General features: G+C 53.1%; 32 protein-coding genes. 19 read left to right on the top strand and 13 right to left on the bottom strand.

Annotated features, from left to right (window positions below):
- Nucleotides 1-141 precede the first annotated feature (141 nt).
- From ACZRKO_RS14780 to ACZRKO_RS14770, 3 genes are read left to right on the top strand one after another with little or no spacing between them, the layout of a single operon-like run.
- Nucleotides 142-1,602 (top strand): NAD-dependent succinate-semialdehyde dehydrogenase, encoded by a 1,461-nt coding sequence (locus tag ACZRKO_RS14780; RefSeq protein WP_463737996.1) that lies wholly within the window; start codon nucleotides 142-144, stop codon nucleotides 1,600-1,602.
- 42 nt (nucleotides 1,603-1,644) lie between these two features.
- Entirely contained in the window at nucleotides 1,645-2,079 is a 435-nt protein-coding gene (locus ACZRKO_RS14775; protein WP_463738111.1) for a ribonuclease domain-containing protein, read from the top strand.
- A 5-nt stretch (nucleotides 2,080-2,084) separates the two neighbouring features.
- Nucleotides 2,085-2,381: a barstar family protein gene (locus tag ACZRKO_RS14770; RefSeq protein ID WP_463737995.1), complete on the top strand. Its 297-nt coding sequence runs from the start codon at nucleotides 2,085-2,087 to the stop codon at nucleotides 2,379-2,381.
- A 68-nt stretch (nucleotides 2,382-2,449) separates the two neighbouring features.
- Here the strand turns inward: ACZRKO_RS14770 and yjgA are convergent, their stop codons facing one another.
- The gene (gene yjgA, locus ACZRKO_RS14765; protein ID WP_463737994.1) at nucleotides 2,450-3,001 is read right to left on the bottom strand and encodes a ribosome biogenesis factor YjgA; all 552 of its coding nucleotides are present in this window, start codon (nucleotides 2,999-3,001) and stop codon (nucleotides 2,450-2,452) included.
- A gap of 216 nt (nucleotides 3,002-3,217) precedes the next feature.
- On the opposite strand from yjgA, the gene pmbA reads away from it, so the two are divergent.
- Both pmbA and cybC read left to right on the top strand, forming a co-directional pair.
- The gene (gene pmbA, locus ACZRKO_RS14760; RefSeq protein ID WP_463737993.1) at nucleotides 3,218-4,558 is read left to right on the top strand and encodes a metalloprotease PmbA; all 1,341 of its coding nucleotides are present in this window, start codon (nucleotides 3,218-3,220) and stop codon (nucleotides 4,556-4,558) included.
- Nucleotides 4,559-4,713: 155 nt separating this feature from the next.
- Nucleotides 4,714-5,100 carry a cytochrome b562 gene (gene cybC, locus ACZRKO_RS14755; RefSeq protein WP_463737992.1) on the top strand — a complete coding sequence of 129 codons (387 nt, stop codon included), beginning with the start codon at nucleotides 4,714-4,716 and terminating at the stop codon, nucleotides 5,098-5,100.
- Nucleotides 5,101-5,162: 62 nt separating this feature from the next.
- Here cybC and rnk read toward each other — a convergent pair whose 3' ends face one another.
- Nucleotides 5,163-5,573 (bottom strand): nucleoside diphosphate kinase regulator, encoded by a 411-nt coding sequence (rnk, locus tag ACZRKO_RS14750; RefSeq protein WP_463737991.1) that lies wholly within the window; start codon nucleotides 5,571-5,573, stop codon nucleotides 5,163-5,165.
- Nucleotides 5,574-5,641: 68 nt separating this feature from the next.
- On the opposite strand from rnk, the gene ACZRKO_RS14745 reads away from it, so the two are divergent.
- The 11 genes from ACZRKO_RS14745 to ACZRKO_RS14695 all read left to right on the top strand — a co-directional run bounded on the left by ACZRKO_RS14745 (nucleotide 5,642) and on the right by ACZRKO_RS14695 (nucleotide 15,027).
- The gene (locus ACZRKO_RS14745) at nucleotides 5,642-5,992 is read left to right on the top strand and encodes a hypothetical protein (protein ID WP_463737990.1); all 351 of its coding nucleotides are present in this window, start codon (nucleotides 5,642-5,644) and stop codon (nucleotides 5,990-5,992) included.
- Nucleotides 5,985-6,332, top strand: a complete 348-nt coding sequence (locus ACZRKO_RS14740) for a glycine dehydrogenase (RefSeq protein ID WP_463737989.1) — start codon at nucleotides 5,985-5,987, stop codon at nucleotides 6,330-6,332. Before ACZRKO_RS14745 ends, ACZRKO_RS14740 begins: the two co-directional genes overlap by 8 nt.
- Nucleotides 6,333-6,384: 52 nt before the next feature.
- The gene (locus ACZRKO_RS14735) at nucleotides 6,385-6,750 is read left to right on the top strand and encodes a glycine-rich SFCGS family protein (RefSeq protein ID WP_140472361.1); all 366 of its coding nucleotides are present in this window, start codon (nucleotides 6,385-6,387) and stop codon (nucleotides 6,748-6,750) included.
- A complete protein-coding gene (locus ACZRKO_RS14730) occupies nucleotides 6,750-7,046 on the top strand; it encodes a DUF4312 family protein (RefSeq protein WP_463737988.1) in 297 nt (98 codons plus the stop codon). The genes ACZRKO_RS14735 and ACZRKO_RS14730 overlap by 1 nt, the downstream gene beginning before the upstream one ends.
- A 75-nt stretch (nucleotides 7,047-7,121) precedes the next feature.
- Complete coding sequence (locus ACZRKO_RS14725; protein ID WP_463737987.1) at nucleotides 7,122-7,898, top strand: DUF4311 domain-containing protein; 777 nt, start codon at nucleotides 7,122-7,124, stop codon at nucleotides 7,896-7,898.
- Between the two features lie 33 nt (nucleotides 7,899-7,931).
- Complete coding sequence (locus tag ACZRKO_RS14720; protein WP_463737986.1) at nucleotides 7,932-8,579, top strand: DUF4310 family protein; 648 nt, start codon at nucleotides 7,932-7,934, stop codon at nucleotides 8,577-8,579.
- A gap of 88 nt (nucleotides 8,580-8,667) precedes the next feature.
- Nucleotides 8,668-9,807 (top strand): amidohydrolase/deacetylase family metallohydrolase, encoded by a 1,140-nt coding sequence (locus ACZRKO_RS14715; RefSeq protein WP_463737985.1) that lies wholly within the window; start codon nucleotides 8,668-8,670, stop codon nucleotides 9,805-9,807.
- Nucleotides 9,791-10,924, top strand: a complete 1,134-nt coding sequence (locus ACZRKO_RS14710; protein WP_463737984.1) for a DgaE family pyridoxal phosphate-dependent ammonia lyase — start codon at nucleotides 9,791-9,793, stop codon at nucleotides 10,922-10,924. The genes ACZRKO_RS14715 and ACZRKO_RS14710 overlap by 17 nt, the downstream gene beginning before the upstream one ends.
- Entirely contained in the window at nucleotides 10,921-11,661 is a 741-nt protein-coding gene (dagF, locus tag ACZRKO_RS14705; protein WP_463737983.1) for a 2-dehydro-3-deoxy-phosphogluconate aldolase, read from the top strand. Before ACZRKO_RS14710 ends, dagF begins: the two co-directional genes overlap by 4 nt.
- Nucleotides 11,662-11,790: 129 nt before the next feature.
- Nucleotides 11,791-12,981 (top strand): lactonase family protein, encoded by a 1,191-nt coding sequence (locus tag ACZRKO_RS14700; RefSeq protein WP_463737982.1) that lies wholly within the window; start codon nucleotides 11,791-11,793, stop codon nucleotides 12,979-12,981.
- Nucleotides 12,982-13,107: 126 nt separating this feature from the next.
- Nucleotides 13,108-15,027: a BglG family transcription antiterminator gene (locus ACZRKO_RS14695; protein WP_463737981.1), complete on the top strand. Its 1,920-nt coding sequence runs from the start codon at nucleotides 13,108-13,110 to the stop codon at nucleotides 15,025-15,027.
- A 140-nt stretch (nucleotides 15,028-15,167) separates the two neighbouring features.
- Here the strand turns inward: ACZRKO_RS14695 and npr are convergent, their stop codons facing one another.
- From npr to ACZRKO_RS14640, 11 genes are all read right to left on the bottom strand, one after another.
- Nucleotides 15,168-15,440, bottom strand: coding sequence for a PTS phosphocarrier protein NPr (gene npr / locus ACZRKO_RS14690; protein WP_463737980.1), 273 nt, complete (start codon nucleotides 15,438-15,440; stop codon nucleotides 15,168-15,170).
- Nucleotides 15,437-16,291 (bottom strand): RNase adapter RapZ, encoded by an 855-nt coding sequence (rapZ, locus tag ACZRKO_RS14685; RefSeq protein WP_463737979.1) that lies wholly within the window; start codon nucleotides 16,289-16,291, stop codon nucleotides 15,437-15,439. The genes npr and rapZ overlap by 4 nt, the downstream gene beginning before the upstream one ends.
- Before the next feature lie 135 nt (nucleotides 16,292-16,426).
- Nucleotides 16,427-16,897, bottom strand: a complete 471-nt coding sequence (gene ptsN / locus ACZRKO_RS14680; RefSeq protein ID WP_463737978.1) for a PTS IIA-like nitrogen regulatory protein PtsN — start codon at nucleotides 16,895-16,897, stop codon at nucleotides 16,427-16,429.
- A 125-nt stretch (nucleotides 16,898-17,022) separates the two neighbouring features.
- Nucleotides 17,023-17,310 (bottom strand): ribosome hibernation promoting factor, encoded by a 288-nt coding sequence (gene hpf, locus ACZRKO_RS14675; RefSeq protein ID WP_463737977.1) that lies wholly within the window; start codon nucleotides 17,308-17,310, stop codon nucleotides 17,023-17,025.
- A 23-nt stretch (nucleotides 17,311-17,333) separates the two neighbouring features.
- Nucleotides 17,334-18,767, bottom strand: coding sequence for an RNA polymerase factor sigma-54 (gene rpoN, locus ACZRKO_RS14670; RefSeq protein WP_463737976.1), 1,434 nt, complete (start codon nucleotides 18,765-18,767; stop codon nucleotides 17,334-17,336).
- A 36-nt stretch (nucleotides 18,768-18,803) separates the two neighbouring features.
- Nucleotides 18,804-19,529, bottom strand: a complete 726-nt coding sequence (gene lptB / locus ACZRKO_RS14665; protein ID WP_463737975.1) for an LPS export ABC transporter ATP-binding protein — start codon at nucleotides 19,527-19,529, stop codon at nucleotides 18,804-18,806.
- A gap of 6 nt (nucleotides 19,530-19,535) precedes the next feature.
- Nucleotides 19,536-20,105, bottom strand: a complete 570-nt coding sequence (gene lptA / locus ACZRKO_RS14660) for a lipopolysaccharide ABC transporter substrate-binding protein LptA (protein WP_463737974.1) — start codon at nucleotides 20,103-20,105, stop codon at nucleotides 19,536-19,538.
- A complete protein-coding gene (lptC, locus tag ACZRKO_RS14655) occupies nucleotides 20,083-20,652 on the bottom strand; it encodes an LPS export ABC transporter periplasmic protein LptC (protein ID WP_463737973.1) in 570 nt (189 codons plus the stop codon). Before lptC ends, lptA begins: the two co-directional genes overlap by 23 nt.
- Nucleotides 20,649-21,215, bottom strand: coding sequence for a 3-deoxy-manno-octulosonate-8-phosphatase KdsC (gene kdsC, locus ACZRKO_RS14650; RefSeq protein WP_463737972.1), 567 nt, complete (start codon nucleotides 21,213-21,215; stop codon nucleotides 20,649-20,651). Before kdsC ends, lptC begins: the two co-directional genes overlap by 4 nt.
- 16 nt (nucleotides 21,216-21,231) lie before the next feature.
- On the bottom strand, nucleotides 21,232-22,218 hold the full coding sequence (gene kdsD, locus ACZRKO_RS14645) for an arabinose-5-phosphate isomerase KdsD (RefSeq protein ID WP_463737971.1): 987 nt from the start codon (nucleotides 22,216-22,218) through the stop codon (nucleotides 21,232-21,234).
- Between the two features lie 19 nt (nucleotides 22,219-22,237).
- Entirely contained in the window at nucleotides 22,238-23,215 is a 978-nt protein-coding gene (locus ACZRKO_RS14640; protein WP_463737970.1) for a calcium/sodium antiporter, read from the bottom strand.
- A 310-nt stretch (nucleotides 23,216-23,525) separates the two neighbouring features.
- On the opposite strand from ACZRKO_RS14640, the gene mlaF reads away from it, so the two are divergent.
- The 3 genes from mlaF to mlaD are packed head-to-tail and all read left to right on the top strand — an operon-like array spanning nucleotide 23,526 to nucleotide 25,685.
- Nucleotides 23,526-24,329: a phospholipid ABC transporter ATP-binding protein MlaF gene (mlaF, locus tag ACZRKO_RS14635; protein WP_463737969.1), complete on the top strand. Its 804-nt coding sequence runs from the start codon at nucleotides 23,526-23,528 to the stop codon at nucleotides 24,327-24,329.
- A gap of 15 nt (nucleotides 24,330-24,344) precedes the next feature.
- A complete protein-coding gene (gene mlaE / locus ACZRKO_RS14630; RefSeq protein ID WP_463737968.1) occupies nucleotides 24,345-25,127 on the top strand; it encodes a lipid asymmetry maintenance ABC transporter permease subunit MlaE in 783 nt (260 codons plus the stop codon).
- A 3-nt stretch (nucleotides 25,128-25,130) separates the two neighbouring features.
- Nucleotides 25,131-25,685 carry an outer membrane lipid asymmetry maintenance protein MlaD gene (gene mlaD, locus ACZRKO_RS14625; RefSeq protein ID WP_463737967.1) on the top strand — a complete coding sequence of 185 codons (555 nt, stop codon included), beginning with the start codon at nucleotides 25,131-25,133 and terminating at the stop codon, nucleotides 25,683-25,685.
- Nucleotides 25,686-25,718 lie beyond the last annotated feature (33 nt).

Below are 25,718 nucleotides of genomic sequence, written 5' to 3'. Positions count from 1 at the left end.
TGTGTCTGACATCATAAGCATGACGTGCGGTGCGGCCATCGCCGCCGTTATTAGCCGCTATACTTAATAGATTGAATATCCAAACTTACATTCTTATGTCGTTGTTTCAGGACGGCGGTATTTGCAGGAGACAATATCCTTATGTCAGCCAATCAACAGAAACTCACTTCCCATAAACTGTTCAAAACCGGCTTTTTCGCGGGCGGAAAATGGCAGGAAGCCAAAGAAACGTTTGATGTACTGAACCCGGCTACCGGTGATGTGGTGGCGAAAGTGGCCAAAGCGGGTAAAGCGGAAACGGAAGCGGCGATCAAGGCCGCCAGCGAAGCGTTCCCCGCCTGGCGTAAAACCACGGCCAAAGCGCGTTCCGAAATTTTGCACCGCTGGTATGAGCTGATGATCGAAAACAAACAGTTTCTCGGCGAGCTGATGGTGGCAGAGCAGGGTAAGCCACTGAAGGAAGCACTGGGCGAAGTCGATTACGCCGCCAGCTTCTTGCAATGGTTTAGTGAAGAAGCCAAGCGTGCCAATGGCGAGATTATTCCGCCGGTGAAAGGGGGCTCGCGCATTTTCGCGACCCGTGAACCTGTCGGCGTTGTTGCGGCTATCACGCCGTGGAATTTCCCGCTGGCGATGCTGACCCGCAAATTGGGTCCGGCGCTGGCGGCGGGCTGTACCGGGCTGATTAAACCGGCCAATAACACACCGCTGTCGGCGTTTGCCTTACTTGAACTGGCCCATCTAGCGGGCGTGCCTGCGGGCGTGATCAACGGCGTTGCCGGTGATACACACGCCATCAGCGACGCCATTATGGCAAGTTCCGCAGTGCGTAAAATTTCCTTTACCGGTTCGACTGAAGTGGGTAAAACGTTGGTGCGCAACAGTGCCGATACCATGAAAAAAGTGTCGATGGAATTGGGCGGCAACGCACCGTACATTGTGTTTGATGATGCCGATCTGGAAGCCGCAGTCAAAGGCGCGGTCACCTGTAAATTCCGCAACAGCGGGCAGGTTTGTGTCTGCATCAACCGGATTTATGTGCAGGACGGCATCTATGACCTGTTCGTCACGCGTCTGGCTGAAGAAGTGAGTAAGCTGAAAGTCGGTAACGGTATGGATGAGGGCGTCGTCGTCGGCCCGCTGATTGACAGCAAAGGGCTGGAGAAAGTAGAAGATCACGTCAAAGACGCGCTCGAAAAAGGCGGACGTCTGGTGGCGGGCGGTCAGCGTCATCTTCTCGGGGGTAATTTCTTCCAGCCAACAGTCATTGCTGGCGCCAACGACAACATGAAAGTGGCTGAAGAAGAGACTTTCGGCCCGCTGGCGGCCTGTTTCCGTTTTAAAACCGAAGAGGAAGTCATCCGGCGCGCCAACGCCACGCCATTTGGTCTGGCGGCCTATTTCTATACCCAGAATCTGCAACGTGTATTCCGTGTGGCAGACGCCATTGAAAGCGGCATGATTGGTATTAACGAATGTGCGCTCTCTACGGAAGTGGCGCCATTTGGTGGCGTAAAAGAGTCCGGCCTTGGCCGTGAGGGTTCAGTATTAGGGCTGGAAGAGTATTTGCAGGTGAAAACGCTGCACTTGGGTAACTTGTAAAATACGGGCGAATGGCCAATTAACAGGATGACGATGAATCGAATGATAGGGCAGCGTTTACGTAGCCTCTGGCTGATGTTGTGTTTGGGAATGCTGGTGGGGCAGTTCCCCGCTGTCGCGCTGGCGAAACAAACCAGTGATACACTGGCGGCACTGACTTCGGAACAAACAGTGGTCAACTACTTGCGGCAGAATCATCGTCTGCCTGATTATTATGTCACTAAGAGAGAGGCGCGCGACGCAGGATGGGATGCCCGTGCGGGAAATCTCTGCCAGGTGCTGCCGGGCAAAGCGATTGGCGGCGATCGTTTTTCCAACCGTGAAGGGCGCCTACCCAGCGCTTATAAGCGCGTATGGCGTGAGGCTGATATTAATTACCACTGTGGCCGCCGTGGCGCAGACCGGGTACTTTTCGCCAGTGATGGTCTGATTTATGTCAGCCGCAATCACTACAGACAATTTGTTCGGGTGGAGTGAATTCGATGAATAAAGTGGTCTTCGATTTTAATCACATCCCGGATTTAGCCACCTTTTATGGCGAGTTTGCACGTCAGTTTGGGTTGAGCGAAAGCTTTGGTGCCAATCTGGATGCACTTTGGGATGAGGTCACCGGTGGCATTACATTGCCGGTGGAAATAGATTTTGCCAACCTGTCCGCCGGGCGCAAACGGCGCTTCGGTGCGCTGATTTTGCTGTTCGAAGAGGCGGAAGAGGAGCTGGACGGTGGGTTGCGTTTCAACGTGCTGGAAAAACCAGCCGGGCATAAACACAAAGCCTGAGTAGCCACAAAAACAAAAGCCACCGTAATAGAATTACGGTGGCTTTTTTATTCGCTGAAATCAGCGGATCACATATCTTTGGCTTCGGCCAGTTCGCGCAGGTACTGGAAAATCTGGCGGTAAGATTTAGGCGGTTTATTGGTCGCCTTCTCTTTTTGGGCGTTGCGGATCAGGGCACGTAACTGCTGGCGATCGGCGTCCGGATAGAGATCTAAAACGGCAGGAATGACGTCATCCCCTTCTTCAACCAGGCGGTCACGCAGCACTTCCAGTTTATGGAACAACGACACCTGCTGGTTGTGACGGTTTTTCAGCTTGTCGAGCGCGGTGGTAATAGGCTCCACGTCGCGCGAGCGCAGCATTTTACCGATCAGCTGCATCTGACGGCGGCGGCCCTCTTTTTTGATCTTCTGAGCCAGATCGATTGCGGCACGCAGGTCTTCGTCGAGCGGCAGTTTGTCGAGCGAGTTCTTGCCCAAATCGACCATCTCCTGACCCAGATCTTTCAGGGCTTCGGCGTCACGCTTAATTTCACTTTTGCTGACCCAGATGATCTCATCATCTTCTTCGTTCTCATTTTCAGGAACATCATCGGACCAGTCGTCTATTTTCTTTATCATGGGGCGCTTTCTCTTTCCCGGGAATACCCGTCGGGATATTCCTGTCAGCTTGATTGTGCTTTATTGCATGGCGGCATTATGCATGGTTATGTTTAATACCTCCACGTTCTGTTGCAGATTAAGCCGGATCCAGCCGGTCTGAGTGCGAAATTCACCTGACTCTCTGTTAGACTCAATGGCAATAACATTCCTTTATTCTCATAAGTGATGAAGCTGATGAACGTAGTCAATCAAGTTGCAGAACAGCGTAAGACACTGGAACAGGCCGTCGCTCAGGCTCTGGAATTGGCGAAAGCAGGTTCAGATGCGGCTGAAGTGGCGGTCAGTAAAACCACCGGTATTGGTATCAGCACCCGCTTTGGCGACGTCGAAAATGTTGAGTTCAACAGCGACGGTGCGCTGGGTATTACCGTTTATTATCAGAACCGTAAAGGCAGCGCGTCGTCGACCGACCTCAGCGCCGATGCGATTTCACGCACCGTGCAGGCCGCGCTGGACATCGCCCGTTTCACCTCACCGGATCCCTTTGCCGGTGTGGCCGACCGCGAGATGCTGGCGTTTGAAGCTCCGGATCTTGACTTGTTCCACCCGACCGAGCTCGACGCCGATCGCGGCATCGAACTGGCAGCGCGTGCCGAGCAGGCAGCCCTGGCGGCGGATAAGCGCATTACCAACAGCGAAGGTGGCAGCTTTAACAGCCATTACGGTATCCGCGTGTTTGGTAACAGTCACGGTATGCTGCAAAGCTACTGTTCCACCCGCCACTCGATTTCTGCCTCGGTGATTGCCGAGCATGACGGCGATATGGAGCGCGATTACGCCTACACTATCGCCCGCAGTATGAGTGATTTGGCCAACCCAGAGTGGGTCGGTGCCGAGTGCGCCCGCCGCACGCTGTCGCGCCTCTCCCCACGTAAACTGACCACCCGCCATGCACCGGTGCTGTTCGCTGCCGAAGTGGCGACCGGCCTGTTCGGCCATCTGGTCGGGGCGATAAGTGGCGGCAGCATTTACCGTAAATCTTCTTTCTTGCTCGACAGTCTTGGCGAACAGATTTTGCCGGAATGGCTGACCATCGAAGAACATCCGCATCTGTTGCAGGGACTGGCCTCTACGCCGTTTGACAGCGAAGGCGTGCGTACTGAGCGTCGCGATATCGTCAAAGATGGCGTGTTGCAGAACTGGCTGATGACCTGTTATTCAGCGCGTAAGCTGGGTCTGCAAACCACCGGCCATGCGGGCGGTATTCACAACTGGCGCATTGCCGGTCAGGGCGATGATTTCGCCGCCATGCTGCGCAAGATGGACAAAGGTTTGGTCGTGACCGAGCTGATGGGCCAGGGAGTCAGCGGTGTGACCGGCGACTATTCACGCGGTGCGGCCGGTTTTTGGGTCGAAAACGGCGAAATTCAGTATCCGGTCAGCGAGATCACTATCGCCGGTAACCTGAAGGATATGTGGCGCAATATGGTCAGTATTGGTAGCGATATTGAAACCCGCAGCAACATCCAGTGCGGTTCTGTTCTGCTTCCTCAGATGAAAATCGCTGGCGAATAACTCCCTCTGTTTCCCTCCACGCAGCGGCTGCCCGGTCGCTGCGTCAATTCTTTACAAAAAAGTAATGCCACTTTGCTCCCTCACCGCTTATTTTTAATAAGCCCTATAAGTAATGTCGTTTTATCCAATAAGACTTAAAACAAGCGAGAACGTATATGCGTAAACAACTGATGGCTTTAGCAGTGGTAGCAATGTTAGGCAGCAGCACGGTCGCACTGGCGGCAGATTTAGCTTCGGATATGGACACCATTGCCGATAACTATGGCAAGGTGCTCAAAGCAGATAACGCCAACGATTTCACCGCAGGTCTTTCTAATATGAAAGCGGCTGCTGAGGATGCTAAAAAATCCACGCCGCCAAAACTGAAAGGTCAGGATGCCAACAGCCTGCAGATGCAGGATTACCACAAAGGTCTGGATACCTTAATCGGTCAGATCGATAAAGCGTCGGAACTGGCGAAAGCCGGCAAGCTGGATGAAGCGAAGAAAGAAGCCGAAGGGTTTAAAGCGACCCGCAACGAGAACCATAAGAAGTTCAAGTAACGGTTTTTGATAGTTTCAATAGTAAGGGCTCAGCATGCTGAGCCCTTGTCATATCTGGCCTGTTAACGGCGTAATTCGCCGCTGGCCTCTGGCTGGAACAATAACTCCAGCACGTGAATTTCACTCTCTTTGCCGTTAGGCATGGTCCACGTAATGGTGCTGCCGACGCGCAGGCCGAGCAGTGCCGCACCGAGCGGAGCCATCACTGACAATTGTTCATTAGTGTCTTTCAGCGCCGCCGGATAGACCAACGTGCGGATATGTTCTTCGCCTTCTTTGCCTTCCGTGAAGCGTACCTTACTGTTCATCGTCACGACGTCGACAGGCATGTCCTGCGGCGGCAGGATTTCAGCGCGATCCAGTTCTTCGTTCAGTGCCTCTGCAACCGGGCTGTTGGCATACGCCGCCTGCGCCAGGAGGGTGTCTAAACGTTCTGCATCAAGCTCATTGATGGTCAGGGTCGGTTTGCTCATAGCATTTTTCCTATATCCTTCTATCTCGTCAGCTGTGTGGATGACGTAGGGATCGGCACGGTTGCCGGTTGTCAAAAAGCAACACCCCCGCGCATCAGCGCAGGGGTGTTGGTGTTTTCATCTTCTATACCTTGATACTAGGCGTTGATAGACGAAAAGGGAAGAGCCAGACAATTCATTCGGTGCTGCTAAAAATCCTATTACCAGTGCAATACCCTGAATCGCTGCTGGCTAAGCAGTGTTATCTCCAGATTAATCTCAGTTTTGAGAATGTGATCCGCTTAGGCCATGACATTTCCACTTCGAACTGGAAAAAAAACGGCTACACAGGAAATCCCCTTGCGGTTAGGGTAAAGACAGACGAAATAAACGGCTTTTTAGGCATTGCACGGCAAGGAGAGGTAACCGCCAGTGAATAACGGAACCGCATCTGTTAATACGGCAGGGCAAATTGGTTTGGAAGACGCAGAAGCAACCACAGAGAAAGTGCTAAAAGATATTCAGGCCATGTTAAACGCCGAAAATATCTACACCAATGATGTCCAGCAGCAGATGTTGACCTCACATGTTAAGGCGATGGTATTACGTTCTATTACCGGCGAGCCATTACCTGAAGTTGATAAAGAGCTGTTTGACGAAATATCTGCGGATTCTATACGAATGGCGGAACAGGTGGTTGGCCTGTTTGGAAATTTACCGATTGAGGAAGCGTATTTACTCTCGGTGCATTTCGAAGTCGCGAAAGACAATAATTCATAATTATTTATCGGCATAACTATCAGTTTTCATAAAACATCTGGAGAAAGAGATCATGGGACAAATTACTGTTGTTATCGGCGACCGTTTGGGTAAAGGCCAGAAAGTTGCAGCCGGTGTTGAAGCCGCAGGTGGCCGTGCCGTTGTTGTACCGGGCGTTGCAGCTGACATGAAACTAGGCGACGTGATGAAAGCAGAAAATGCCACCTTTGGCATCTCCTTCTGTGGCAGTGGCGGCGCAGGCGCAATTACCGCGCAAACAAAATATGGATATAAAGCCAAATACGGTATGCGCTCTGTGGATGAAGGCGTCACCGCAATTAATGAAGGCTGTAATGTATTAGGTTTCGGATTTATGGATAAAGAAGAACTTGGGCAACGTTTAGTTGAAGCTTATATCAAGAAATTCGGCCAACCGTAATGAAGCAACAATTAACCACTACGGTGCGGGTTGAAGGAAAAGGCGAAAATAAGGCTGCCGCCTTTTCTGCTGCACTCAGTCAGGTTCAGCGAACCGTTCTTAAATCGACGCAAAATATCTTGCTGCGTATTGAACCGCAGGACGTCAAGGTAATTACGGCTGAGGAAACGGTAAAAAGAGAAAAATTCCTCTTCTTTTTTCTGGCCAGGGAGAGAAAAAGTTATTACGTGGCGTTAGACATTACCGTCAACATGACGGCAATAAATACTGACCAGGTAGTTTTTGTCACTAAATAAGTGCCTGTCGCATTGGGGATCGTTACCTAATCAACAGGCTCAAAAACGTTAGCTATAAATGACAAGGATATACTGATGTTTTTAATTATTTTATTTAAGTCGCTTATTATCGGCGGATTGGTGGGTGTGGGCGTAGGTGCAGGTGCTGCACGTATGTTCCACGCACCAAACGTGCAAGGGATGGGGGCTTTTCGTACTCTTGGGGAATTAAATTCCTGTGAAGGCGATCCGGCTTCGCATTTCTCGTTCGGTTTAGGCTTCTTCTTCAACGCCTGGGCCTCTTCTGTCGCAGCAGGCTCGTTCACACAAGACGTAGACCACCGCATCATTCCTCACTGGGCTGCGGCCGCGTTAATGTTTAAAAACCGTAACGTCGCTGAAACCCTGCATGACCCGCGCAAGATGGCCATCGCCGGTGCTGTTATCGGTATGATTGTCGTCACTTTCCTCAATACCACCGCGTCCGCTGTACCTGCATCGCTGCAAGTTACGGCCGTGAAAGTGTTGGTGCCGGCTGCCAACCTGTTGGTTAACACCGTGATGCCCGTGATTTTCTGGCTGGCGGCGATTGACGCAGGACGTCGCTCCGGTTTCTGGGCCACCATTTTTGGCGGTCTGGCGCAGATGATCATGGGCAACGCCGTACCAGGTCTGGTGCTGGGTATCCTGATCGGTAAAGGCGTAGAAGAGGGCGGCTGGAACCATGTCACGCGAGTGATGATGGGGGCTATTATCGCGCTGTTCGTGCTCAGCGGGTTCTTCCGCGGCTTCGATGTGAAATTACTGCAATCTTTCATGCTGGACGTCCCGACATGGTTGAACGGCATTCACAACTCTCTTAGCGGCAAGTAAGTTCGCGAATAAATTGAACTGGAGCTTATGACAATGGAAGAACAAGCCAAAAGTAATTTCTGGTACGCCGAGTGGTCGTTCCCGATTTTTGTTGGGTTACTCTCCTCCGGGGTGTTTGCCGGGACGCACATGTATTACCTGTATGGCATCGGTGCTTTTAACGAAGTGGCGTTTGTCGCAATGCTGCGTGCCGGCATGGATACCGGCGTTTACGGGGCCGTTGCGGCCTTCGGCGCCAGCTTCCTGTTTGCCCGCATTATCGAAGGTTCACTGGTCGGTATTCTCGATATCGGTGGCGCCATCCAGACCGGCATTGGCCTTGGCGTTCCCGCCATGCTGCTGGGTGCCGGGATCATCTTCCCGGTAGCGAACTTTGCGGCATCACTGGCTACCGGTCTGATTCTGGGCCTGGCAGTGGGTTACATCATTATTCTGGCGCGAAAATTTACTATCAACCAGAGTAATTCCACCTACGGTGCAGACGTGATGATGGGGGCCGGTAACGCCTCAGGCCGCTTCCTTGGCCCATTGATTATCCTGTCTGCAATGGCGGCCTCCATTCCAATCGGTTTGGGTTCGCTGCTCGGTGCGCTGGGGTTCTATATCTGGCAGAAACCGATCACTGGCGGTGCCATTCTTGGTGCGATGATCCTTGGTGCGATTTACCCGGTAGCCCTGTAAGAACAGCAGTCAATAAGCAGTTAAATCAGACGTCAGGAACTCTTTCTGGCGTCTGGTGCCACTGAGAAAAGAGTACGGAGAAAAGCGTATGTATGATCTGATAATCCGCCAGGCAAAATGCCCCGACGGCAGCCTGACCGATATTGCCATCCGCGACGGTAAAATTGCCGCCACCGGCCAGCTCGACAGCGGCGCGACCGCCACACAAATTCTCGACCTGCACGGTAAGGTTTACGCCAGCGCCGGGTGGATTGACTCCCACGTTCACTGCTACATCAAATCGCCGATTTATCATGACGAACCCGATCTTATCGGCGTCGCGAGCGGCGTCACCACCGTGGTAGATGCAGGCAGCACCGGCGCTAACGACGTCGATGATTTCTACCAGCTGACCCGCGAGGCCAAAACTAATGTCCTCGCCTTTTTGAATATTGCTCGTACCGGCATTGTGACGCAAAACGAACTGGCCGATATGAACCAGATTGACAAAGCGGCAGTGCGCGACGCCATTGCCCGCAATCCTGATTTTATTATTGGCATCAAAGCGCGCATGAGCAGCAGCGTGGTGGGCAAAAACGGCATTAAACCGCTGGTGCGCGCCAAAGAGATCCAGCAGGAAAATAACGATCTGCCGCTGATGGTACACATTGGCAACAACCCGCCGGATCTGGATGAAATTACCGATTTGCTGACCTCGGGCGACATCATCACCCACTGCTATAACGGCAAACCGAACCGAATTTTGTCGCCAGAGGGCGTACTGCGTGACTCGGTCAAACGCGCGCTCAGCCGCGGTGTGTTGCTCGACGTCGGTCACGGCAGCGCCAGCTTCAGTTTTGAAGTGGCCCGACTGGCGATTGCACAGGGTATCGTGCCGCACACCATCAGCTCTGATATCTACTGCCGCAACCGCGTCACCGGGCCGGTACACAGCCTCGCGACCGTGATGTCCAAATTCTTTACCGTCGGCCTTTCGCTTGAACAGGTGATCGAATGCGTCACCTGTAACGTGGCCGATGCGCTCCGCCTGCCGTCCAAAGGACGCCTTGAGGTTGGCGCTGACGCCGACCTGACGCTGTTTAACATTCAACATGCGCCTAAGGTGTTCGTCGACTCTGAAGGTCAGTCAGTCACCGGTGATCAGCTTCTGGTGCCACTGGCCGCCGTGGTAGCGGGCGTTACCTTATTAACTGATGAAGGGAAATCAAATCATGTCTTCGAAGTCTGAACAGTCGCTGTACGAGAAATACGGTCTTAAGCAGGTCATTAACGCCTCCGGCCGCATGACGATTCTGGGGGTTTCAACCCCGCGCCCGGAAGTGGCTGACGTAGTAAATACTGGCCTGAATCACTTCTTCGAGATGAAGGATGTGGTCAATAAAACCGGTGCGTACATCGCGAAATTGCTGGGCGTCGAGAATGCGGTGGTGGTTTCCTGCGCATCGTCCGGTATGGCGCAGTCTGTTGCAGCCGTGATCGTCAAAGATAACGCGTGGTTGCTGGAAAACCTGCACGCCGCGCCGCTGGAAGTGCCTCACGATATCGTGCTGCCGAAAGGTCACAACGTTAACTTCGGCGCGCCGGTAGGCACCATGGTCATGTTGGGCGGCGGGAAAGTGGTCGAAGCCGGATATGCCAACGAATGCTCGCCAGCGCAGCTCGCCGCCTGCATTACGCCGCGTACGGCAGCTATTCTGTACATCAAATCGCACCACTCCGTGCAGAAAAGCATTCTGTCTGTTGAAGAAGCCGCAGCCGTAGCGCGTGAACACAATGTGCCACTGATTGTGGATGCGGCAGCCGAAGAGGATCTGACCTGTTATTACAAAATGGGCGCCGATCTGGTGATTTACAGCGGTGCAAAAGCCATTGAAGGGCCGACCAGCGGTCTTGTGCTCGGTAAACAGCAGGTTGTCGAATGGGTGAAGTTGCAGTCCAACGGCATTGGCCGCGCGATGAAAGTCGGCAAAGAGGGCATCCTCGGCCTGACGCAGGCGATTGAAAGCTACGTTACCCTGCCGAAAACCACCGGTCAGGAGATGGTCGGCAAGATGACGCCATTCATTGATAGCCTGAATCAAATCAACGGCGTTACTGGCCGTGTGGTGTGGGACAGTGCCGGGCGCGACATTGCGCGCACCGAGATAACCTTCGATGAAACGGTGCTGGGCTGGAAAACCAAAGCCATTGTCGAGGCGATGAAAAATGGCGATATCGCCATTTATTTCCGTGGATACCGGGCCAACGAAGGCAAGATTGAAGTAGACGTGCGCAGCGTAACGCCGCCGCAGCTCGCCATTGTCGCCGCGCGTTTCAAACAACTTTTCAGCGGAGAAAAAGCATGAAACTGACCCCGAATTTCTACCGTGACCGCGTGTGCCTGAATGTGCTGGCCGGTTCCAAAGACAATGCCCGTGACATCTATGAAGCCGCTGAGGGCCACGTACTGGTTGGCGTACTGTCAAAAAATTATGCCGATGTGGCGAGCGCCGTGGCGGACATGAAAGAGTACGCCGCGCTGATTGAAAACGCGTTGTCTGTCGGCCTGGGTGCCGGCGACCCGCGCCAGTCGTTGATGGTCAGCAAGATCTCCCAGCAGGTTCAGCCACAGCATGTGAATCAGGTTTTCACCGGCGTGGGTACCAGCCGTGCGTTGCTTGGCCAGAATGAGAGCGTCGTAAACGGCCTGATCTCGCCAACCGGCAGAGTGGGCTGGGTGAAAATTAACACCGGGCCGTTGAGTTCTGGCGCCGCTGACGCGATTGTGCCGGTAGAAACTGCTATTGCGTTGCTAAAAGACATGGGCGGCAGCTCGGTCAAATACTTCCCGATGGGCGGCCTCAAAACCCGCGATGAGTTCGCCGCTGTGGCCCGCGCCTGTGCGGAGCATGACTTCTGGCTGGAACCGACTGGCGGAATCGACCTGGAAAACTTCGAGCCGATTATGGAAATCGCGCTGGAAGCAGGTGTGAGCAAAATCATCCCGCACGTCTATAGCTCGATTATCGACAGTGCCAGCGGCAACACTCGCCCTGACGACGTCAGAACCCTGCTGGCTAGCGTTAAAAAGCTGATTGGTTAAGGTTCACAAACCGCATTTCCTTCCGCGCTGTGAGCTGTCTGCGCTGTTAAACACCCTGCGCCTTTCCCTGTTACGGGGGGCGCAGGACTCCCGCGTTTGTCTGGCAATCCCTTTAGATTGAGGAAATGTATGAGAAACTGGTTACTGATTTCAGGTTTAACATCCGCGATGCTGGCGATGTCTGCCACACCGCTTTACGCAGCAGAAAAGGCCATGACGCAAACCCAACATTACGCCTACGTCGGCACCTATAATCCTAATGGTGAAGGCGTTTACCGCTTTAAATTTGACAGTAAAACCGGCGCGCTGACCGACCGCGTGCTGGCCAGCCAGTTGCCGAATCAGGCCCAGATGGTTGCGAGCCATGATGGCAAAACGTTGTTTATCGGCAATGAAATCGATAACTACAACGGCGGGAAAAACGGTGCAATTGCGGCCTATGAAATTAACCCGCAGGACGGCAGCCTGACGCTGATTAATCAGGTAGATTCACAGGGCGGAGGCCCGGTTTACCTGTCGCTGACGCCAAAAGGCGATCATCTGCTGGTGGCAAACTACATCAGCGGAGTGGTGGCGACTTTCCCGGTAGATGCCAGCGGAAAGTTGGGTGAGGCCAGCGATCATCAGCAGGATTCCGGTCCGGCCGGGGCCGCTAAACCTCAGGCCGCTGCCGAAGGCAGTTTTGCCGCCAGTGACCATAACGGCCCCCATGCGCACATGATTGCCACTGATCCGAGCGGCAAGTTTGCCTTCTCTACCGATCTTGGTCTGGACCGCATTTATCAGTGGAAACTGGATAACGGGAAACTGACGCCTAACGAGCCGGCTTTCATCAGCGCGTCATCACCGGGCGCCGGTCCGCGTCATTTCGTGTTCCATCCCAACGGTAAAGTGGTCTTCCTGATCAACGAAGAAGCCTCGACGCTGACCAGCTATCGCTTTGACAGCGCCAAAGGCACGCTGACGCAGCTGCATGTATTGTCGTCATTACCGGCTAACTTCAAAGGTACTAACTTTGCCGCAGGGATCGTGCTGAGCAAAGACGGGCGCCATCTGTACGTGGCAAACCGTCTGCACAACAGCATTGCGCAGATCAACGTCACTGGCGAAGGCGCGATGACCTTTGGTGAAGAGGTCTGGACCCGTGGCGACTATCCTCGGACCATAAACTTCTCGCCGGATGGAAAATACATTTACGCAATGAATCAACGAAGCGATAACATCACAAGATTCAATGTTTCCGCCAGCAGCGGTAAACTGACTTTTGTTGATGAATACACGTCAGTGGGCAGCCCGTCGCAAATGGTGATTGTTCCCTGAGATGTCAGACACTGAAGTGACTCAGTGTGAATAACCGGTGCGGGGTGACGTTTTTTGTCATCCCGCCTTGTTATTTAACGCGCTCTGAAAATTGATGTTCTACGCTAACCACTGACTGGAAGGATTATGGTGAGATTTCCCTATCAACGATTAGCCCATTTATTTGATGCGCTACAGGCCGAAACGCTGCCGCAGGATGAGCTGGCGAAACGGCTGGATGTTTCGACGCGCACAGTGCGTGCGGATATTACGGCACTTAATGAAATCATGGAGCAGTACGGCGCCTCTTTCGTACACAACCGTGGCAGCGGATATCAGCTTAAAATTGACGATCCGGCGCTGTTCAGCGTCCTGCAACAGACCAATAACCGCCGCATCAGCCCGACCCCCCGTACCGCCCCTGAGCGGGTGAATTACCTGCTAATACGCTTTTTGACCTCAGCTTTTTCACTCAAGCTGGAAGATCTGGCCGATGAATGGTTTGTCAGCCGGGGAACCCTGCAAAATGATATGGCTGAGGTCAGGGAGCACCTGGCGCGCTATCACCTGAGTATTGAAACCAAGCCGCGTTATGGCATGAAGTTGTTCGGCGCTGAGCTGGCTATCCGCGCCTGCCTGACCGATTTACTGTTCCAACTGGATGGCGAAGAGCAGACCAATCCGCTGCTGAAAACCGAAAGTCTGGAGCGTGAGGCGCTGGCGCCGCTGACTGATTTTATGCATCAGCTGCTGGCCCAGTCATCGATCCAGCTGACTGACGAAGGTGAACAGTACCTGATCCTTTACTGCGCGGTGGCTATCAAGCGTATTACCGGGGGCTATCCGTTGACTGATTTCGACGCAGAAGAGGGCGATCCGGCCGTGCGGCAGGTGTCTGTGCGTCTGGCGGCAGAGCTGAAATCGCTGGTGGGGAAAGAGATCCCGGCGGCGGAAGAGGCCTATTTGCGGGTCAATATTGCGGCGCGGCGGGTTCAGAACATTTTGCCGACTGACATTAATGCCGACGATGATGAATCGCTGGTGGATTACATTCTCTCGTACATTAATGCGCATTATAACTATGATTTACAAGGTGATAAGCAGCTTCGCGCTGATCTGCTGACGCACATCAAAACCATGATCACCCGCGTCAAATACCAGATCAATATTCCCAACCCCCTGCTCGGCAACATCAAGCAGCACTATCCGATGGCTTACGACGTGACCCTGGCGGCCGTCTCCAGCTGGGGTAAATACACGCCGTATTCACTGAGTGAGAACGAGATTGGTTTTCTGGTGCTGCACATTGGCGTGGGCCTGGAGCGGCATTACAACATCGGTTACCAGCGACATCCGCAGGTGATGCTGGTGTGCGATACCGGCAACTCTACGATCCGCATGATCCAGGCGCAGATCAGCCGTAAATATCCGCAGCTGGTGGTCACGCAGGTGGTCTCTTTGCGCGACTACGAGAAGCTCGGATATATCGACGAAGATTTTATTATCTCCAATGCGCGTATTACTGAAAAAAATAAGCCGGTGGTCGTGCTGTCGCCTTTCCCAACCGAATATCAGATGGAGCAGCTGGGCAAACTGGTGTTAGTGGATCGCACGCGCCCTTACATGCTGGAGAAGTTCTTCGACGAAAAACATTTTATGATCATCAACGAACCGATGACTCAGGCTCAGCTGTTCCATAAGGTCTGCACCCAGCTGGAAGAGGAGGGCTATGTTGACGCCGAGTTCTACCCGTCAGTGGTGGAGCGGGAAGAGATTGTCTCGACCATGCTGGGTGAGGGCATCGCCCTGCCGCACTCTCTGGGGCTGTTAGCGAAGAAAACCGTGGTGATCACGCTGTTGTCCCCGCAGGGTATTGTGTGGGGAGAGGGAGAAACGGCGCACGTGATCTTCCTGCTGGCGATCAGCAAGGCGGATTACGAAGAGGCGATGGCGATTTACGATCTGTTTGTGACTTTTGTGCGGGAACGGTCGATGAGCCGTTTGCTGAGCAGTTCTAACTTCGAAAGTTTTAAGGCCATAGCCATAGATTGCCTCAGCAGAATCTAGCCATCCCCGTCATCCTTCAAGCTTTCCCTGCGTTGGCTGCCTTTACTCACCCCGATCACTTACTGGTGTCAGCTCCGGGGGATTCACTCAGTTGCCGCCTTGATGCACACCGAATGATTTAGGGGATGAGTGTATGAAGATTAGTCTTCGTCAAAACCGGAATTGATCAGGTTCACCACGGCGCTCAGTGCTTCGGCTTCATCAGGGCCGGTGGCTTCGATTTCGATTTTCTGGCCTTTCGGAGAGTCGAGCATCAGCAGCGCAATCACGCTGCTGGCTTCCGCTTCAATGCCTGCGTCGTTACGCAGCATCACTTCTGACTCAAAGCTCTGTACCAGCTCAAACAATTTCATCGCCGGACGGGCATGCATCCCCAGCCGGTTTTTGATCTCTACCGTTTGCTTTACCGTCATGATTTACGTTTTTCCAGCGTGCGATGGCGGGACTGCACGTTCTTCCCGCGGGAACGGAAGTAGTCGGCCAGCTGTTCTGCGACATACACCGAGCGGTGTTTACCGCCCGTACAGCCGATGGCGACGGTCAGATAACTGCGGTTATTGGTTTCCAGCATCGGCAGCCACTGTTCGAGGTAGCTGCGGGTCTGGTAAATGAAGTTGTGCACTTCGGTGTGGCGGTCAAGGAAAGCCGCCACGGGTTTATCCAGGCCGGTCATCGGGCGCAGCTTAGGGTCCCAGTGCGGGTTAGGCAGGAAGCGCACGTCAAACACGTAATCAGCATCGATTGGAATACCATGCTTAAAGCCGAATGACTCAAACACCATCGTCAGCTCGCGCTCACGTTTACCGAGCAGGCGGGCGCGCAGCATTTCGGCCAGTTCATGCACTGACATTTCTGAGGTGTCGATGATGAGATCTGCCGATGAACGCAAAGGTTCGAGCAGATCGGCCTCTTCGTCAATGGCGCTTTCGAGCGAGAGATTTTTATTGGAAAGAGGGTGTAGACGACGGGTGTCGCTATAACGGCGGATCAACGTATTGCGATCGGCATCGAGGAACAACAGTTGCGGTGAAAAACTCTCCGGCAACTGTGACATCGCGTGGTCGAAAATCTCCGGGTTTTCCGGCATGTTACGCACGTCGATACTGACGGCGGCAGACGTGTTGCGGTCGGCGAGGGTCTGGGCAAGCTGGGGCAGTAAGACCACCGGCAAGTTGTCCACACAATAAAAACCCATATCTTCCAGTGCCCGCAAAGCAACCGACTTCCCGGAACCGGAACGGCCGCTGACAATCATCAGCACCATGTTGTCACTCCCCTGCAATTCAGTGTTCAGAATTCACTTCCCCGGCAAGCTAACCGGGAACCATCATTGGCAAAATCTTGCCGGTACAAAAGGGCACCGGCTGAACATCAACAGTTAGTACTTCCGATCTTTCTATTATTCACTTTCGGTCATGATCTGGAACAGTTCTTCGTCGCTTTGTGCACCACGCAGACGACGACACACAGTTTTGTCAGCCAGCTTTTTAGCGACTAAAGACAAGGTGTGTAAGTGGGTCTTACATTGATCAGCAGGGACCAGTAAGGCAAAAAGCAGATCAACCGGCTGATTGTCAATAGCATCGAAGGCGATAGGCTGTTCCAGCTGAATGAATACGCCGACAGCGCGCAGCGTGTCCTCTTCCAGTTTTCCGTGCGGAATGGCAATGCCTGCGCCAATCCCGGTACTGCCCATTCTTTCGCGGGTAAGAATGGCGTCGAAAATCACCTGCGGGGCCAGATTAAGCTGCTTGGCGGCAAGTTCGCTGATGATTTCCAGCGCGCGTTTTTTACTGGCGCAGTGAACGCCGCTTTTCGTGCATTCGGCGTTAAGGACTGACGTTAACTGCATAGCTGTATCGTTAATCATTTCATCTTCACTTTAGCGCTCTTTCACTCTCAATGCTCTTTCGCCCTAAATGACAGTTCGGCTCGTTTCCCGAAGGTCACGAGCCGATGCTCTCAAGGTTTTTCATGCGAGAGGTTAGGTGAGTGTCAGTGCTGTTTCAGTTTATCTTTATGCTTATTGAGCTGGCGTGCCAGTTTATCAACCAGGCCGTCGATGGCCGCATACATATCCTGATGTTCCGAGGTGGCGTGCAACTCGCCTCCATTCACATGCAGTGTGGCCTCAGCCACTTTCTGCACTTTTTCAACGCTCAGCACCACATATACCTGATTAATTCGATCGAAATATTGCTCAAGTTTGGCAAATTTCGACGAAACGAATTCTCTCATGGCTTCCGTGATTTCGACGTGATGTCCGGTAATGTTGAGCTGCATAATGTCTTCCTTCTCTGTTGAGGTCAAACTAACTGTTTACGCTGGTTTGAGGGCGGGATGGACAAAGACTCTCGGTATTTGGCAACGGTACGACGGGCCACCATGATCCCCTGATCGGAAAGCAGGGTAGCTAACTTGCTGTCACTTAACGGTTTGACGGGGTTTTCCGCCGCGATCAATTTCCTCACCAGCGCCCGGATAGCCGTCGACGATGCCTCACCGCCGCTGTCAGTACTGACATGGCTGGAGAAGAAATATTTCAGCTCGAAAATGCCACGAGGACTGTGCAAAAACTTCTGCGTGGTCACGCGTGAAATCGTCGATTCGTGCATTTCGACGGCTCCGGCGATATCTGCCAGAACCATCGGTTTCATAAACTCTTCGCCTGATTCAAAAAAAGCCTGCTGCTGTTCGACGATGCAGCGGGTCACTTTCAACAGGGTTTCGTTACGGCTTTCCAGACTTTTTATCAGCCATTTTGCTTCCTGCAAATTGCTGCGAATGAACTGGCCGTCGCTGTCGCTGCGGGCTGAACTGCCCATTGCGGCGTACTGCTGGTTGATCTTCAAACGTGGAATACTGTCGGAGTTGAGTTCCACCGTCCAGACTCCTGACACTTTACGGACCAGCACGTCCGGGATCACGTATTCAGATTCACCGGTGTTGATCGACTGTCCGGGGCGCGGATCCAAGGACTGGATCAACTGCATCGCTCCTTTGAGTGTATCTTCTTTTAGCCGGGTTGATCGCATCAGTGCGCGGAAATCATGATTCGCCAGCAGATCCAGATGTTCGCTGACAATCAGTTTAGCTTCGATCAGAAAAGCGGTTTCTGGAACGTATTGAGAAAGCTGGATCAGCAGACAGTCACGCAAGTCTTTTGCCGCCACGCCCACCGGGTCAAAACGCTGAACGCGTTTAAGTACGGCTTCCACTTCTTCCATGGTGACGTCTTCGTCACCCATGCTTTCCAGGATATCTTCCAGCGACACGGTGAGATAGCCGGTGTCATCCACGGCATCAACAATCGAGGTGGCGATTGCCGCATCGGTATCAGTGAAAGGCGTTAGTTCAACCTGCCACATCAGGTAATCCTGAAGCGTCTGGGTGGTTTCGCCCTGATAAACTGGCAGCTCATCGTCGCTGTAATCGTTACCGGTACCGGAAGGCGTACCGGCGGTATAAATCTCGTCCCAGGTGGCGTCCAGCGGCAACTCTTCGGGCATGTCTTTCTGCTCAAGAGCTTCGCGGGTATCAAGGCCTTCGCTATCTGGGGTTTCTACGGAGTCGATCTCTTCATGCAGGTCGGTTTGCTCTAACAGCGGATTGCTTTCCAGCGCCAGTTGGATCTCCTGCTGGAGTTCAAGCGTCGACAGCTGCAGCAGGCGGATAGCCTGTTGTAACTGAGGGGTCATGGCCAATTGCTGGCTGAATCTGAGCTGCAAACCTTGCTTCATATCTTGGCTTTACGTCCTGAACTCTTATGGCGTGATTTACAGGCGGAACTCTTCACCGAGATAGACACGTTTCACTTGTTCATCCGCCAGAATCTCAGTCGGTGTGCCGTGAGCGATGAGTTTGCCCTGACTGACGATATAAGCACGTTCACACACATCGAGCGTTTCACGCACGTTGTGGTCGGTGATCAGCACGCCAAGGCCGCTGTCACGCAGATGCTCAATGATCTTCTTGATATCAATAACTGAAATCGGGTCAACGCCGGCAAAGGGCTCATCCAGCAGAATAAACTTCGGATTGGCCGCCAGTGCACGGGCGATCTCGACGCGGCGGCGTTCACCCCCGGACAAGGATTGCCCGAGGTTGTCGCGCAGATGGGAGATATGGAACTCTTCCATCAGTTCGTTTGCTCTATCATTGCGCTGATCTTTCGTCAGATCTTCGCGGATCTCGAGTACGGCCATCAGGTTGTTGAAGACGCTGAGACGGCGGAAGATCGACGCTTCCTGCGGCAGATAACCGATTCCACGGCGTGCGCGTGTATGCAGCGGCAGCAGGCTGATGTCTTCATCGTCAACGATAATACGGCCCGCATCGCGCTGGACAATGCCCACGACCATGTAAAAGGTGGTGGTTTTACCCGCACCGTTTGGACCTAACAACCCGACGATTTCGCCTGAGTTGACCGCCAGGCTGACATCTTCAACCACTTTGCGGCCTTTGTAGGCCTTAGCCAAATTTTCTGCGATTAACGTTGCCATAAATTATCACTTACTCTTTTTCGTCTGGTTGGTCGTGGTATTAGCGGCCGGTTGATTTTTGTCCTGCAACTGTGCAGGAACCAGAACGGTGGTCACGCGGCCGCCTTTGCTGTCGCTGAAGGCTTCCATCTGCTGTTTTTGCACCAGATAAGTAATGCGGTCACCCTTCACATTGCTGTCTTGCTGTTCCAGGTAGGCATTACCGGTCAGAGTCACGAGGTCAGTGGCAACTTCATAACGCACTTTCGATGCATGGCCGCTGATAGGTTTGCCGTTGTCCTGCATCTGATAGAAAGTCACCGGGTTACCGTAACCTTCTACCACTTCCTTGCCAGACTCACCTTTAGGTCGGATAACCACGACTTTATCGGCTTTAACCTGAATCGAGCCCTGATTGACGATCACGTTACCGGTAAACGTGGCGGTGTTCGTGTTGACGTCCAGCGCCTGATTAACCGAGTTGATGGTGATCGGCTTGGTGGTGTCATCTTTCAGCGCAAACGCCGGAATGCTGACGGCAAGCAGTGTGCTGGTGATCAGGAAATTACGGATTTTATTTTTTGCTTGGAATTTCATAAGTGGTATTTACCTTTTCGATCAGCTCTGCGGTTTTATTACGCAGATTTCCACGCATTTTCATGCCGTTAGATGTAAAGCCTGTGCCGTAAAGCGTTACTTCATCATCTGAAGCCACGTCCTGTGTGACCAGGTTAACTGAAGCGTTGTCCGTTACGATACGCTGCAACTGCGACGTATCCGGCGTCAGGCTGTCCACCTGAACGTGCCCGTACAAATAGAGCATTTTGTCATTGGTCATCTTGGCGCGATCCGAGCGTACGGTCCAGACAGGAATTTTGTCTTTGTCGTACATGGTCATCACGGGCTTGGTAAACCAGGTCAGTTGATCGGTAGTGTAATATTTGACCTCTTCGGAGACCAGCTTGTAATTCAGACTGCCGAGCGGGTTATACACCACGGTGATCGTGTGCTGGCTCTGATACGTTGGGTCCTGATCGTTAGTCGCAGACGGTGCCGGATCATCCGAGTCAGAAAGAGACCAGCCAATTAGTGCTAATGCCACGAGGGCCAGCAGGATGGTTACCCATAGCTTTGGTTTATTCATATCGACAGCCCCTTGGCGTCCTCCAGCTTGCCCTGCGCCAGCAGAATCAGGTCGCATAATTCGCGCACTGCGCCGCGTCCGCCGGGGATATGCGTCACATAATGCGCTTTGGGCAGCAGTATCGGATGCGCGTCTTGTACGGCAACCGACAGGCCAACTTCGGCCATCACTGGCCAGTCAATCAGGTCATCACCAATATAGGCGACCTGGCTGGCCTCTAAAGACAGTGTATCTAACAGTTCGCGGAAGGCCAAAAGCTTATCCGATTGCCCCTGATACAGGTGGCGAATACCCAGCGTATTAGCGCGGTCTTCCAGCAGCTTCGCGCTCCTGCCGGTAATGATGGCGACCTCAATATCGGAGGTCAGCAGGCAGCGGATACCGTAACCGTCTCGAACGTTGAAGCTTTTCAGCTCCTCGCCCTGATTTCCCATATAAATCAGGCCATCAGACATGACGCCGTCCACGTCACAAATCAGCAGGCGGATAGCTTTTGCCCGTTCCAGCACGTGAGCACTGACCGGACCATAGCAGGTATCCACCGTGGCTGCGCTATTACTCATTCGGGACATTCCTCAATTAAACTACGCCAGCGCGCAGCATGTCGTGCATATGTACCACACCCAACAACTGGTCGCCATCGGCAACCATGACGCAGGTAATGTGGCGATCCTGCATCAGGTTCAGGGCATCAACGGCCAGCAGTGTCGGACGAACGCGAACGCCGCCGGTGGTCATGACGTCAGCAATGGCTGCTTCGTTGATATTGACACCCATGTCGAAGATGCGGCGTAAATCACCGTCGGTGAAGATGCCTTCGATCTTCATGAGGTCATTGCAAATGACCGTCATCCCCATATTTTTACGAGTGATCTCCAGCAGGGCATCGCGCAGTGACGCGTCGCGGCTGACGTGCGGGATTTCGGCACCGGTATGCATGATATCGCTGACCCGCAGCAGAAGCTTGCGACCCAGTGCTCCGCCCGGATGTGACAGGGCAAAATCTTCGGCAGTAAAACCGCGTGCCTGCAAAAGTGCCACAGCCAGCGCGTCACCCATCACCATTACGGCGGTGGTACTGGTCGTCGGGGCCAGCCCGAGCGGGCAGGCTTCCTGTGGAACGCGGACGCATATATGCACATCGGCCGCTTTCCCCATTGAACTTTCCGGGTTGGCTGTCAAGCAAATCATGGTGATCGACAAACGTTTTAATACCGGGATCAGCGCCAGTATTTCGTGTGATTCACCCGAGTTGGAAATCAGGATCACGATGTCTTGTTTGGACACCATACCCAGATCGCCATGACTGGCTTCGCCCGGATGAACAAAGAATGCAGGGGTGCCAGTGCTGGCAAACGTTGCCGCCATTTTGCGGCCGACGTGACCTGACTTGCCCATGCCCATCACCACTATTTTACCGACGCAAGCGAACATCTTTTCACATGCGCGGGTAAAGTCGTCGTTGATGTACTGGTCGAGTTGGTCCAGTCCCTCACGTTCGGTCTTGAGTACGGCCTTTCCTGCAGACTGGAAGTCAAATCTTCCTTCTTGCTCGAAATTTCCCATGATCTCTTCCTGATGGGGTTTAAAACTCAACGCTGCCAGGTACAAAGTACAGCAACGCCAGATAAGCGATAAAGCCACATAATAACAGGGCGCCGGCCAGGTGACCGATGCGGTGTTTACGCATCAGGCACAGTCCGGTCAGTACCACGCTCACCGCCAGCATCACCCAGTAGTCGCGGTGAAACGCTTCCGGGCTGAACGAACCCGGAGCAACCAGTGCCGGTAATCCCAGCACCAGGCAGGTGTTAAAAATATTGGCGCCGATGATATTACCCAGTGCAATATCATCCTCACCTTTCACGGAACCCGCAATAAAGGTCGCCATTTCTGGCAGGCTGGTGCCGATAGCCACAACCGTTAAACCGATAATCAGTTCACTGACCCCAAAATAGCGCGCAATGACCGTGGTATTATCGACGATCATGCTCGACGCCAGCGGCATAATAATGAACGCCAGCGCCAGCCACAGGAAGGCAACGGTGTTGCTGCTGTCTTGCGGAAGTTCTGCCATCTGCTCGTAGGTCAGCGTGTCCAGACCCTGCTTTTCCGCCGCCCGGGCGATTTTAATCATCAAAATGACGAAAATCGCGGCGCTGGCCAGGAGCAGAACACCGTCCAGACGGCTCAGTTCGCCGTCGCTGAGCAGAAAACCGCATAGCACCGTGACCAGTAACAATAAAGGGAGTTCTCGCCTCAGGATATCAGAACCGACGGAAATTGGATGAATCAGGGCCGCGCCGCCCAAAATCAGAAGAATATTAATGATATTTGAACCGATCGCGTTGCCGACGGCTAAATCCATTTGATCGTTAATGGCGGCGGTGGTTGAGACCACCAACTCCGGCAGGGAAATACCAACACCGACGACGGTCATACCAATGATGAGCGGGGGGATCCCCAACGAGCGGGCAAGAACGGCTGCTCCGTACACTAATCGATCGGCGGCATAAACTAAGAGTAATAGGCCGACAACCATGAGTACGATAGCGAGAAGCATGAAAAATCCTTTAATTAGGTATAATGCGAGGTTCGTTGCCTGAACAGCCGAGCAAAAGGTCGTCAAAAAATGAACAAGGGCTTTATTGTGTCCTAAAACAGCCAGCCAAAGCTGCTGTATGTTAGACGAATACTGCGTTTGTTTTAATAGTGTTGTTCACTGTTTTTGACCATCTGGGGCAGAAAAGTAAAACAATGGCAATTTTGGTGACGTAAACGCGGTAAGTTTTTGTAAAAATACCAGAGTTACGCGCCGATGCCCCTAACATCAGGGGTATCGTAAGCTGAAACAATCCGAAGGGATAAACTGAATGAGTCAGAGCCAATCGAATCTGGTTGAGATCAAGGGCATGAGTTTCACGCGCGGCGATCGTCCCATTTTCGAAGAGATAAATATGACGGTGCCACGCGGCAAAGTCACAGCCATCATGGGCCCATCCGGGATCGGTAAAACGACCTTGCTGCGCCTGATCGGCGGGCAGCTGGCGCCGGACAGCGGCGAAATTTGGTTCGACGGGGAGAACATTCCCGCCTTATCGCGCAGTAAGCTGTACGAGTCGCGCAAGAAAATGAGCATGTTGTTTCAGTCCGGTGCATTATTTACTGACCTGAATGTGTTCGAGAATGTCGCCTTTCCGCTACGCGAACACAGTAAACTGCCGGAAGAACTGCTGCGCAGCACGGTGACCATGAAACTGGAAGCCGTTGGCTTGCGCGGTGCCGGTGAACTGATGCCAGCCGAACTTTCAGGTGGTATGGCCCGCCGTGTCGCGCTGGCGCGTGCTATTGCGCTCGATCCGGAACTGATTATGTTTGATGAGCCTTTCGTGGGTCAGGATCCGATTACGATGGGCGTACTGGTGAAGCTGATTGATGAGCTTAACCATGCTCTGGGCGTCACCTGTATTGTTGTGTCACATGATGTTCCTGAAGTTCTGAGCATCGCTGACTATGCTTATATTGTGGCGGCTCAGCATGTAATTGCTGAAGGCACGCCCGAGGCGCTACAAAATAATCCTGATCCCCGCGTTCGCCAGTTTCTCGACGGTATCGCCGATGGACCGGTGCCTTTCCGCTTCCCGGCTGGTGATTATAAAGCCGAGCTGCTTGGATGATGGAGTTGTATATCAATGTTAATTAAGGCATTAGCCTCTACAGGTCGCCGTGGCATTCAAACCTGCACTTCGTTTGGCCGCGCCGGACTGATGTTATTCCGGGCGCTGGTCGGCAAGCCGCAGTTTGCCAAACAGTGGCCGCTGTTGCTTAAACAGCTTTACAGCGTGGGTGTGCTGTCGCTGTTGATCATCCTGGTGTCAGGGCTGTTCATCGGTATGGTGCTGGGTCTGCAAGGGTATATTGTGCTGACAACCTACAGTGCGGAAGCCAGCCTTGGCATGATGGTGGCACTCTCTCTGCTGCGTGAGCTGGGTCCTGTGGTTACCGCGCTGCTGTTCGCGGGCCGCGCCGGTTCTGCACTGACCGCAGAGATCGGGTTGATGAAAGCCACTGAGCAGATTTCCAGTCTGGAGATGATGGCCATCGACCCGCTACGCCGCGTTGTGGCACCCCGTTTCTGGGCTGGGGTGATCTCCATGCCATTACTGACGGCGATTTTTGTGGCCGTGGGTATCTGGGGTGGATCGCTGGTGGGGGTGGACTGGAAAGGCATCGACAGCGGATTCTTCTGGTCTGCCATGCAAAGTGCGGTAGAGTGGCGCCATGACTTACTTAACTGCCTGATTAAAAGTGTAGTTTTTGCCATTACCGTGACATGGATTGCCCTGTTCAACGGTTATGACGCTATCCCAACTTCAGAAGGGATCAGCCGGGCAACGACCCGTACCGTGGTGCATTCGTCTCTGGCGGTGCTGGGATTAGATTTTGTGCTGACAGCACTGATGTTTGGGAATTAATCAATGCAAACGAAAAAGAGTGAAATCTGGGTTGGCGCGTTTTTGATCATCGCCCTGTGTGCCGTATTATTTCTTTGCCTCAAAGTCGCGGATATCCGTTCGATTGGCTCGGAACCGACTTACCGTATTTCTGCCACCTTCGACAATATTGGTGGTCTGAAAGCCGGCTCTCCGGTCAAAGTCGGCGGTGTTGTCGTCGGGCGCGTCAGCGCGATCACACTGGACAAAAATTATTCGCCAAAAGTGGAGATGGATATTGAGCAAAAATATAACCAAATCCCAAGCACCAGTACGCTGGCTATCCGTACTTCCGGCCTGCTGGGTGAGCAATTCCTGGCGTTGAATATCGGTTTTGAAGATCCTGATATGGGAACCACCATCCTCAAGGATGGCGGCTCGATTCAGGACACCAAATCTGCGCTGGTGCTGGAAGATCTGATTGGTCAGTTCCTGTACAAGAGCGGCGGCGATAAAGATAAAACGGAAGCTAATGCGGGCGATGCTCAGGCGGCCCCGGATGCAGCGGTAGCGCCACAGCCCGCGGCAACCAGTCATTAAGCACTTTTCACGAGCAGAGTTTAAAAGAGGAAT

The organism is Ewingella sp. C233 (genome assembly GCF_055407225.1).
Note: the sequence above shows the minus strand (reverse complement) of the source record. Positions and strands in the feature narration are given on the sequence as shown.

Bases quoted from the DNA above. Each gene is read 5' to 3' on its own strand.
- ACZRKO_RS14780 (WP_463737996.1), top strand. From the start codon at position 142: ATGTCAGCCAATCAACAGAAACTCACTTCCCATAAACTGTTCAAAACC.
- ACZRKO_RS14775 (WP_463738111.1), top strand. From the start codon at position 1,645: ATGATAGGGCAGCGTTTACGTAGCCTCTGGCTGATGTTGTGTTTGGGA.
- ACZRKO_RS14770 (WP_463737995.1), top strand. From the start codon at position 2,085: ATGAATAAAGTGGTCTTCGATTTTAATCACATCCCGGATTTAGCCACC.
- yjgA (WP_463737994.1), bottom strand. From the start codon at position 3,001: ATGATAAAGAAAATAGACGACTGGTCCGATGATGTTCCTGAAAATGAG.
- pmbA (WP_463737993.1), top strand. From the start codon at position 3,218: ATGAACGTAGTCAATCAAGTTGCAGAACAGCGTAAGACACTGGAACAG.
- cybC (WP_463737992.1), top strand. From the start codon at position 4,714: ATGCGTAAACAACTGATGGCTTTAGCAGTGGTAGCAATGTTAGGCAGC.
- rnk (WP_463737991.1), bottom strand. From the start codon at position 5,573: ATGAGCAAACCGACCCTGACCATCAATGAGCTTGATGCAGAACGTTTA.
- ACZRKO_RS14735 (WP_140472361.1), top strand. From the start codon at position 6,385: ATGGGACAAATTACTGTTGTTATCGGCGACCGTTTGGGTAAAGGCCAG.
- ACZRKO_RS14730 (WP_463737988.1), top strand. From the start codon at position 6,750: ATGAAGCAACAATTAACCACTACGGTGCGGGTTGAAGGAAAAGGCGAA.
- ACZRKO_RS14725 (WP_463737987.1), top strand. From the start codon at position 7,122: ATGTTTTTAATTATTTTATTTAAGTCGCTTATTATCGGCGGATTGGTG.
- ACZRKO_RS14720 (WP_463737986.1), top strand. From the start codon at position 7,932: ATGGAAGAACAAGCCAAAAGTAATTTCTGGTACGCCGAGTGGTCGTTC.
- ACZRKO_RS14715 (WP_463737985.1), top strand. From the start codon at position 8,668: ATGTATGATCTGATAATCCGCCAGGCAAAATGCCCCGACGGCAGCCTG.
- ACZRKO_RS14710 (WP_463737984.1), top strand. From the start codon at position 9,791: ATGTCTTCGAAGTCTGAACAGTCGCTGTACGAGAAATACGGTCTTAAG.
- dagF (WP_463737983.1), top strand. From the start codon at position 10,921: ATGAAACTGACCCCGAATTTCTACCGTGACCGCGTGTGCCTGAATGTG.
- ACZRKO_RS14700 (WP_463737982.1), top strand. From the start codon at position 11,791: ATGAGAAACTGGTTACTGATTTCAGGTTTAACATCCGCGATGCTGGCG.
- ACZRKO_RS14695 (WP_463737981.1), top strand. From the start codon at position 13,108: ATGGTGAGATTTCCCTATCAACGATTAGCCCATTTATTTGATGCGCTA.
- npr (WP_463737980.1), bottom strand. From the start codon at position 15,440: ATGACGGTAAAGCAAACGGTAGAGATCAAAAACCGGCTGGGGATGCAT.
- rapZ (WP_463737979.1), bottom strand. From the start codon at position 16,291: ATGGTGCTGATGATTGTCAGCGGCCGTTCCGGTTCCGGGAAGTCGGTT.
- ptsN (WP_463737978.1), bottom strand. From the start codon at position 16,897: ATGATTAACGATACAGCTATGCAGTTAACGTCAGTCCTTAACGCCGAA.
- hpf (WP_463737977.1), bottom strand. From the start codon at position 17,310: ATGCAGCTCAACATTACCGGACATCACGTCGAAATCACGGAAGCCATG.
- rpoN (WP_463737976.1), bottom strand. From the start codon at position 18,767: ATGAAGCAAGGTTTGCAGCTCAGATTCAGCCAGCAATTGGCCATGACC.
- lptB (WP_463737975.1), bottom strand. From the start codon at position 19,529: ATGGCAACGTTAATCGCAGAAAATTTGGCTAAGGCCTACAAAGGCCGC.
- lptA (WP_463737974.1), bottom strand. From the start codon at position 20,105: ATGAAATTCCAAGCAAAAAATAAAATCCGTAATTTCCTGATCACCAGC.
- lptC (WP_463737973.1), bottom strand. From the start codon at position 20,652: ATGAATAAACCAAAGCTATGGGTAACCATCCTGCTGGCCCTCGTGGCA.
- kdsC (WP_463737972.1), bottom strand. From the start codon at position 21,215: ATGAGTAATAGCGCAGCCACGGTGGATACCTGCTATGGTCCGGTCAGT.
- kdsD (WP_463737971.1), bottom strand. From the start codon at position 22,218: ATGGGAAATTTCGAGCAAGAAGGAAGATTTGACTTCCAGTCTGCAGGA.
- ACZRKO_RS14640 (WP_463737970.1), bottom strand. From the start codon at position 23,215: ATGCTTCTCGCTATCGTACTCATGGTTGTCGGCCTATTACTCTTAGTT.
- mlaF (WP_463737969.1), top strand. From the start codon at position 23,526: ATGAGTCAGAGCCAATCGAATCTGGTTGAGATCAAGGGCATGAGTTTC.
- mlaE (WP_463737968.1), top strand. From the start codon at position 24,345: ATGTTAATTAAGGCATTAGCCTCTACAGGTCGCCGTGGCATTCAAACC.
- mlaD (WP_463737967.1), top strand. From the start codon at position 25,131: ATGCAAACGAAAAAGAGTGAAATCTGGGTTGGCGCGTTTTTGATCATC.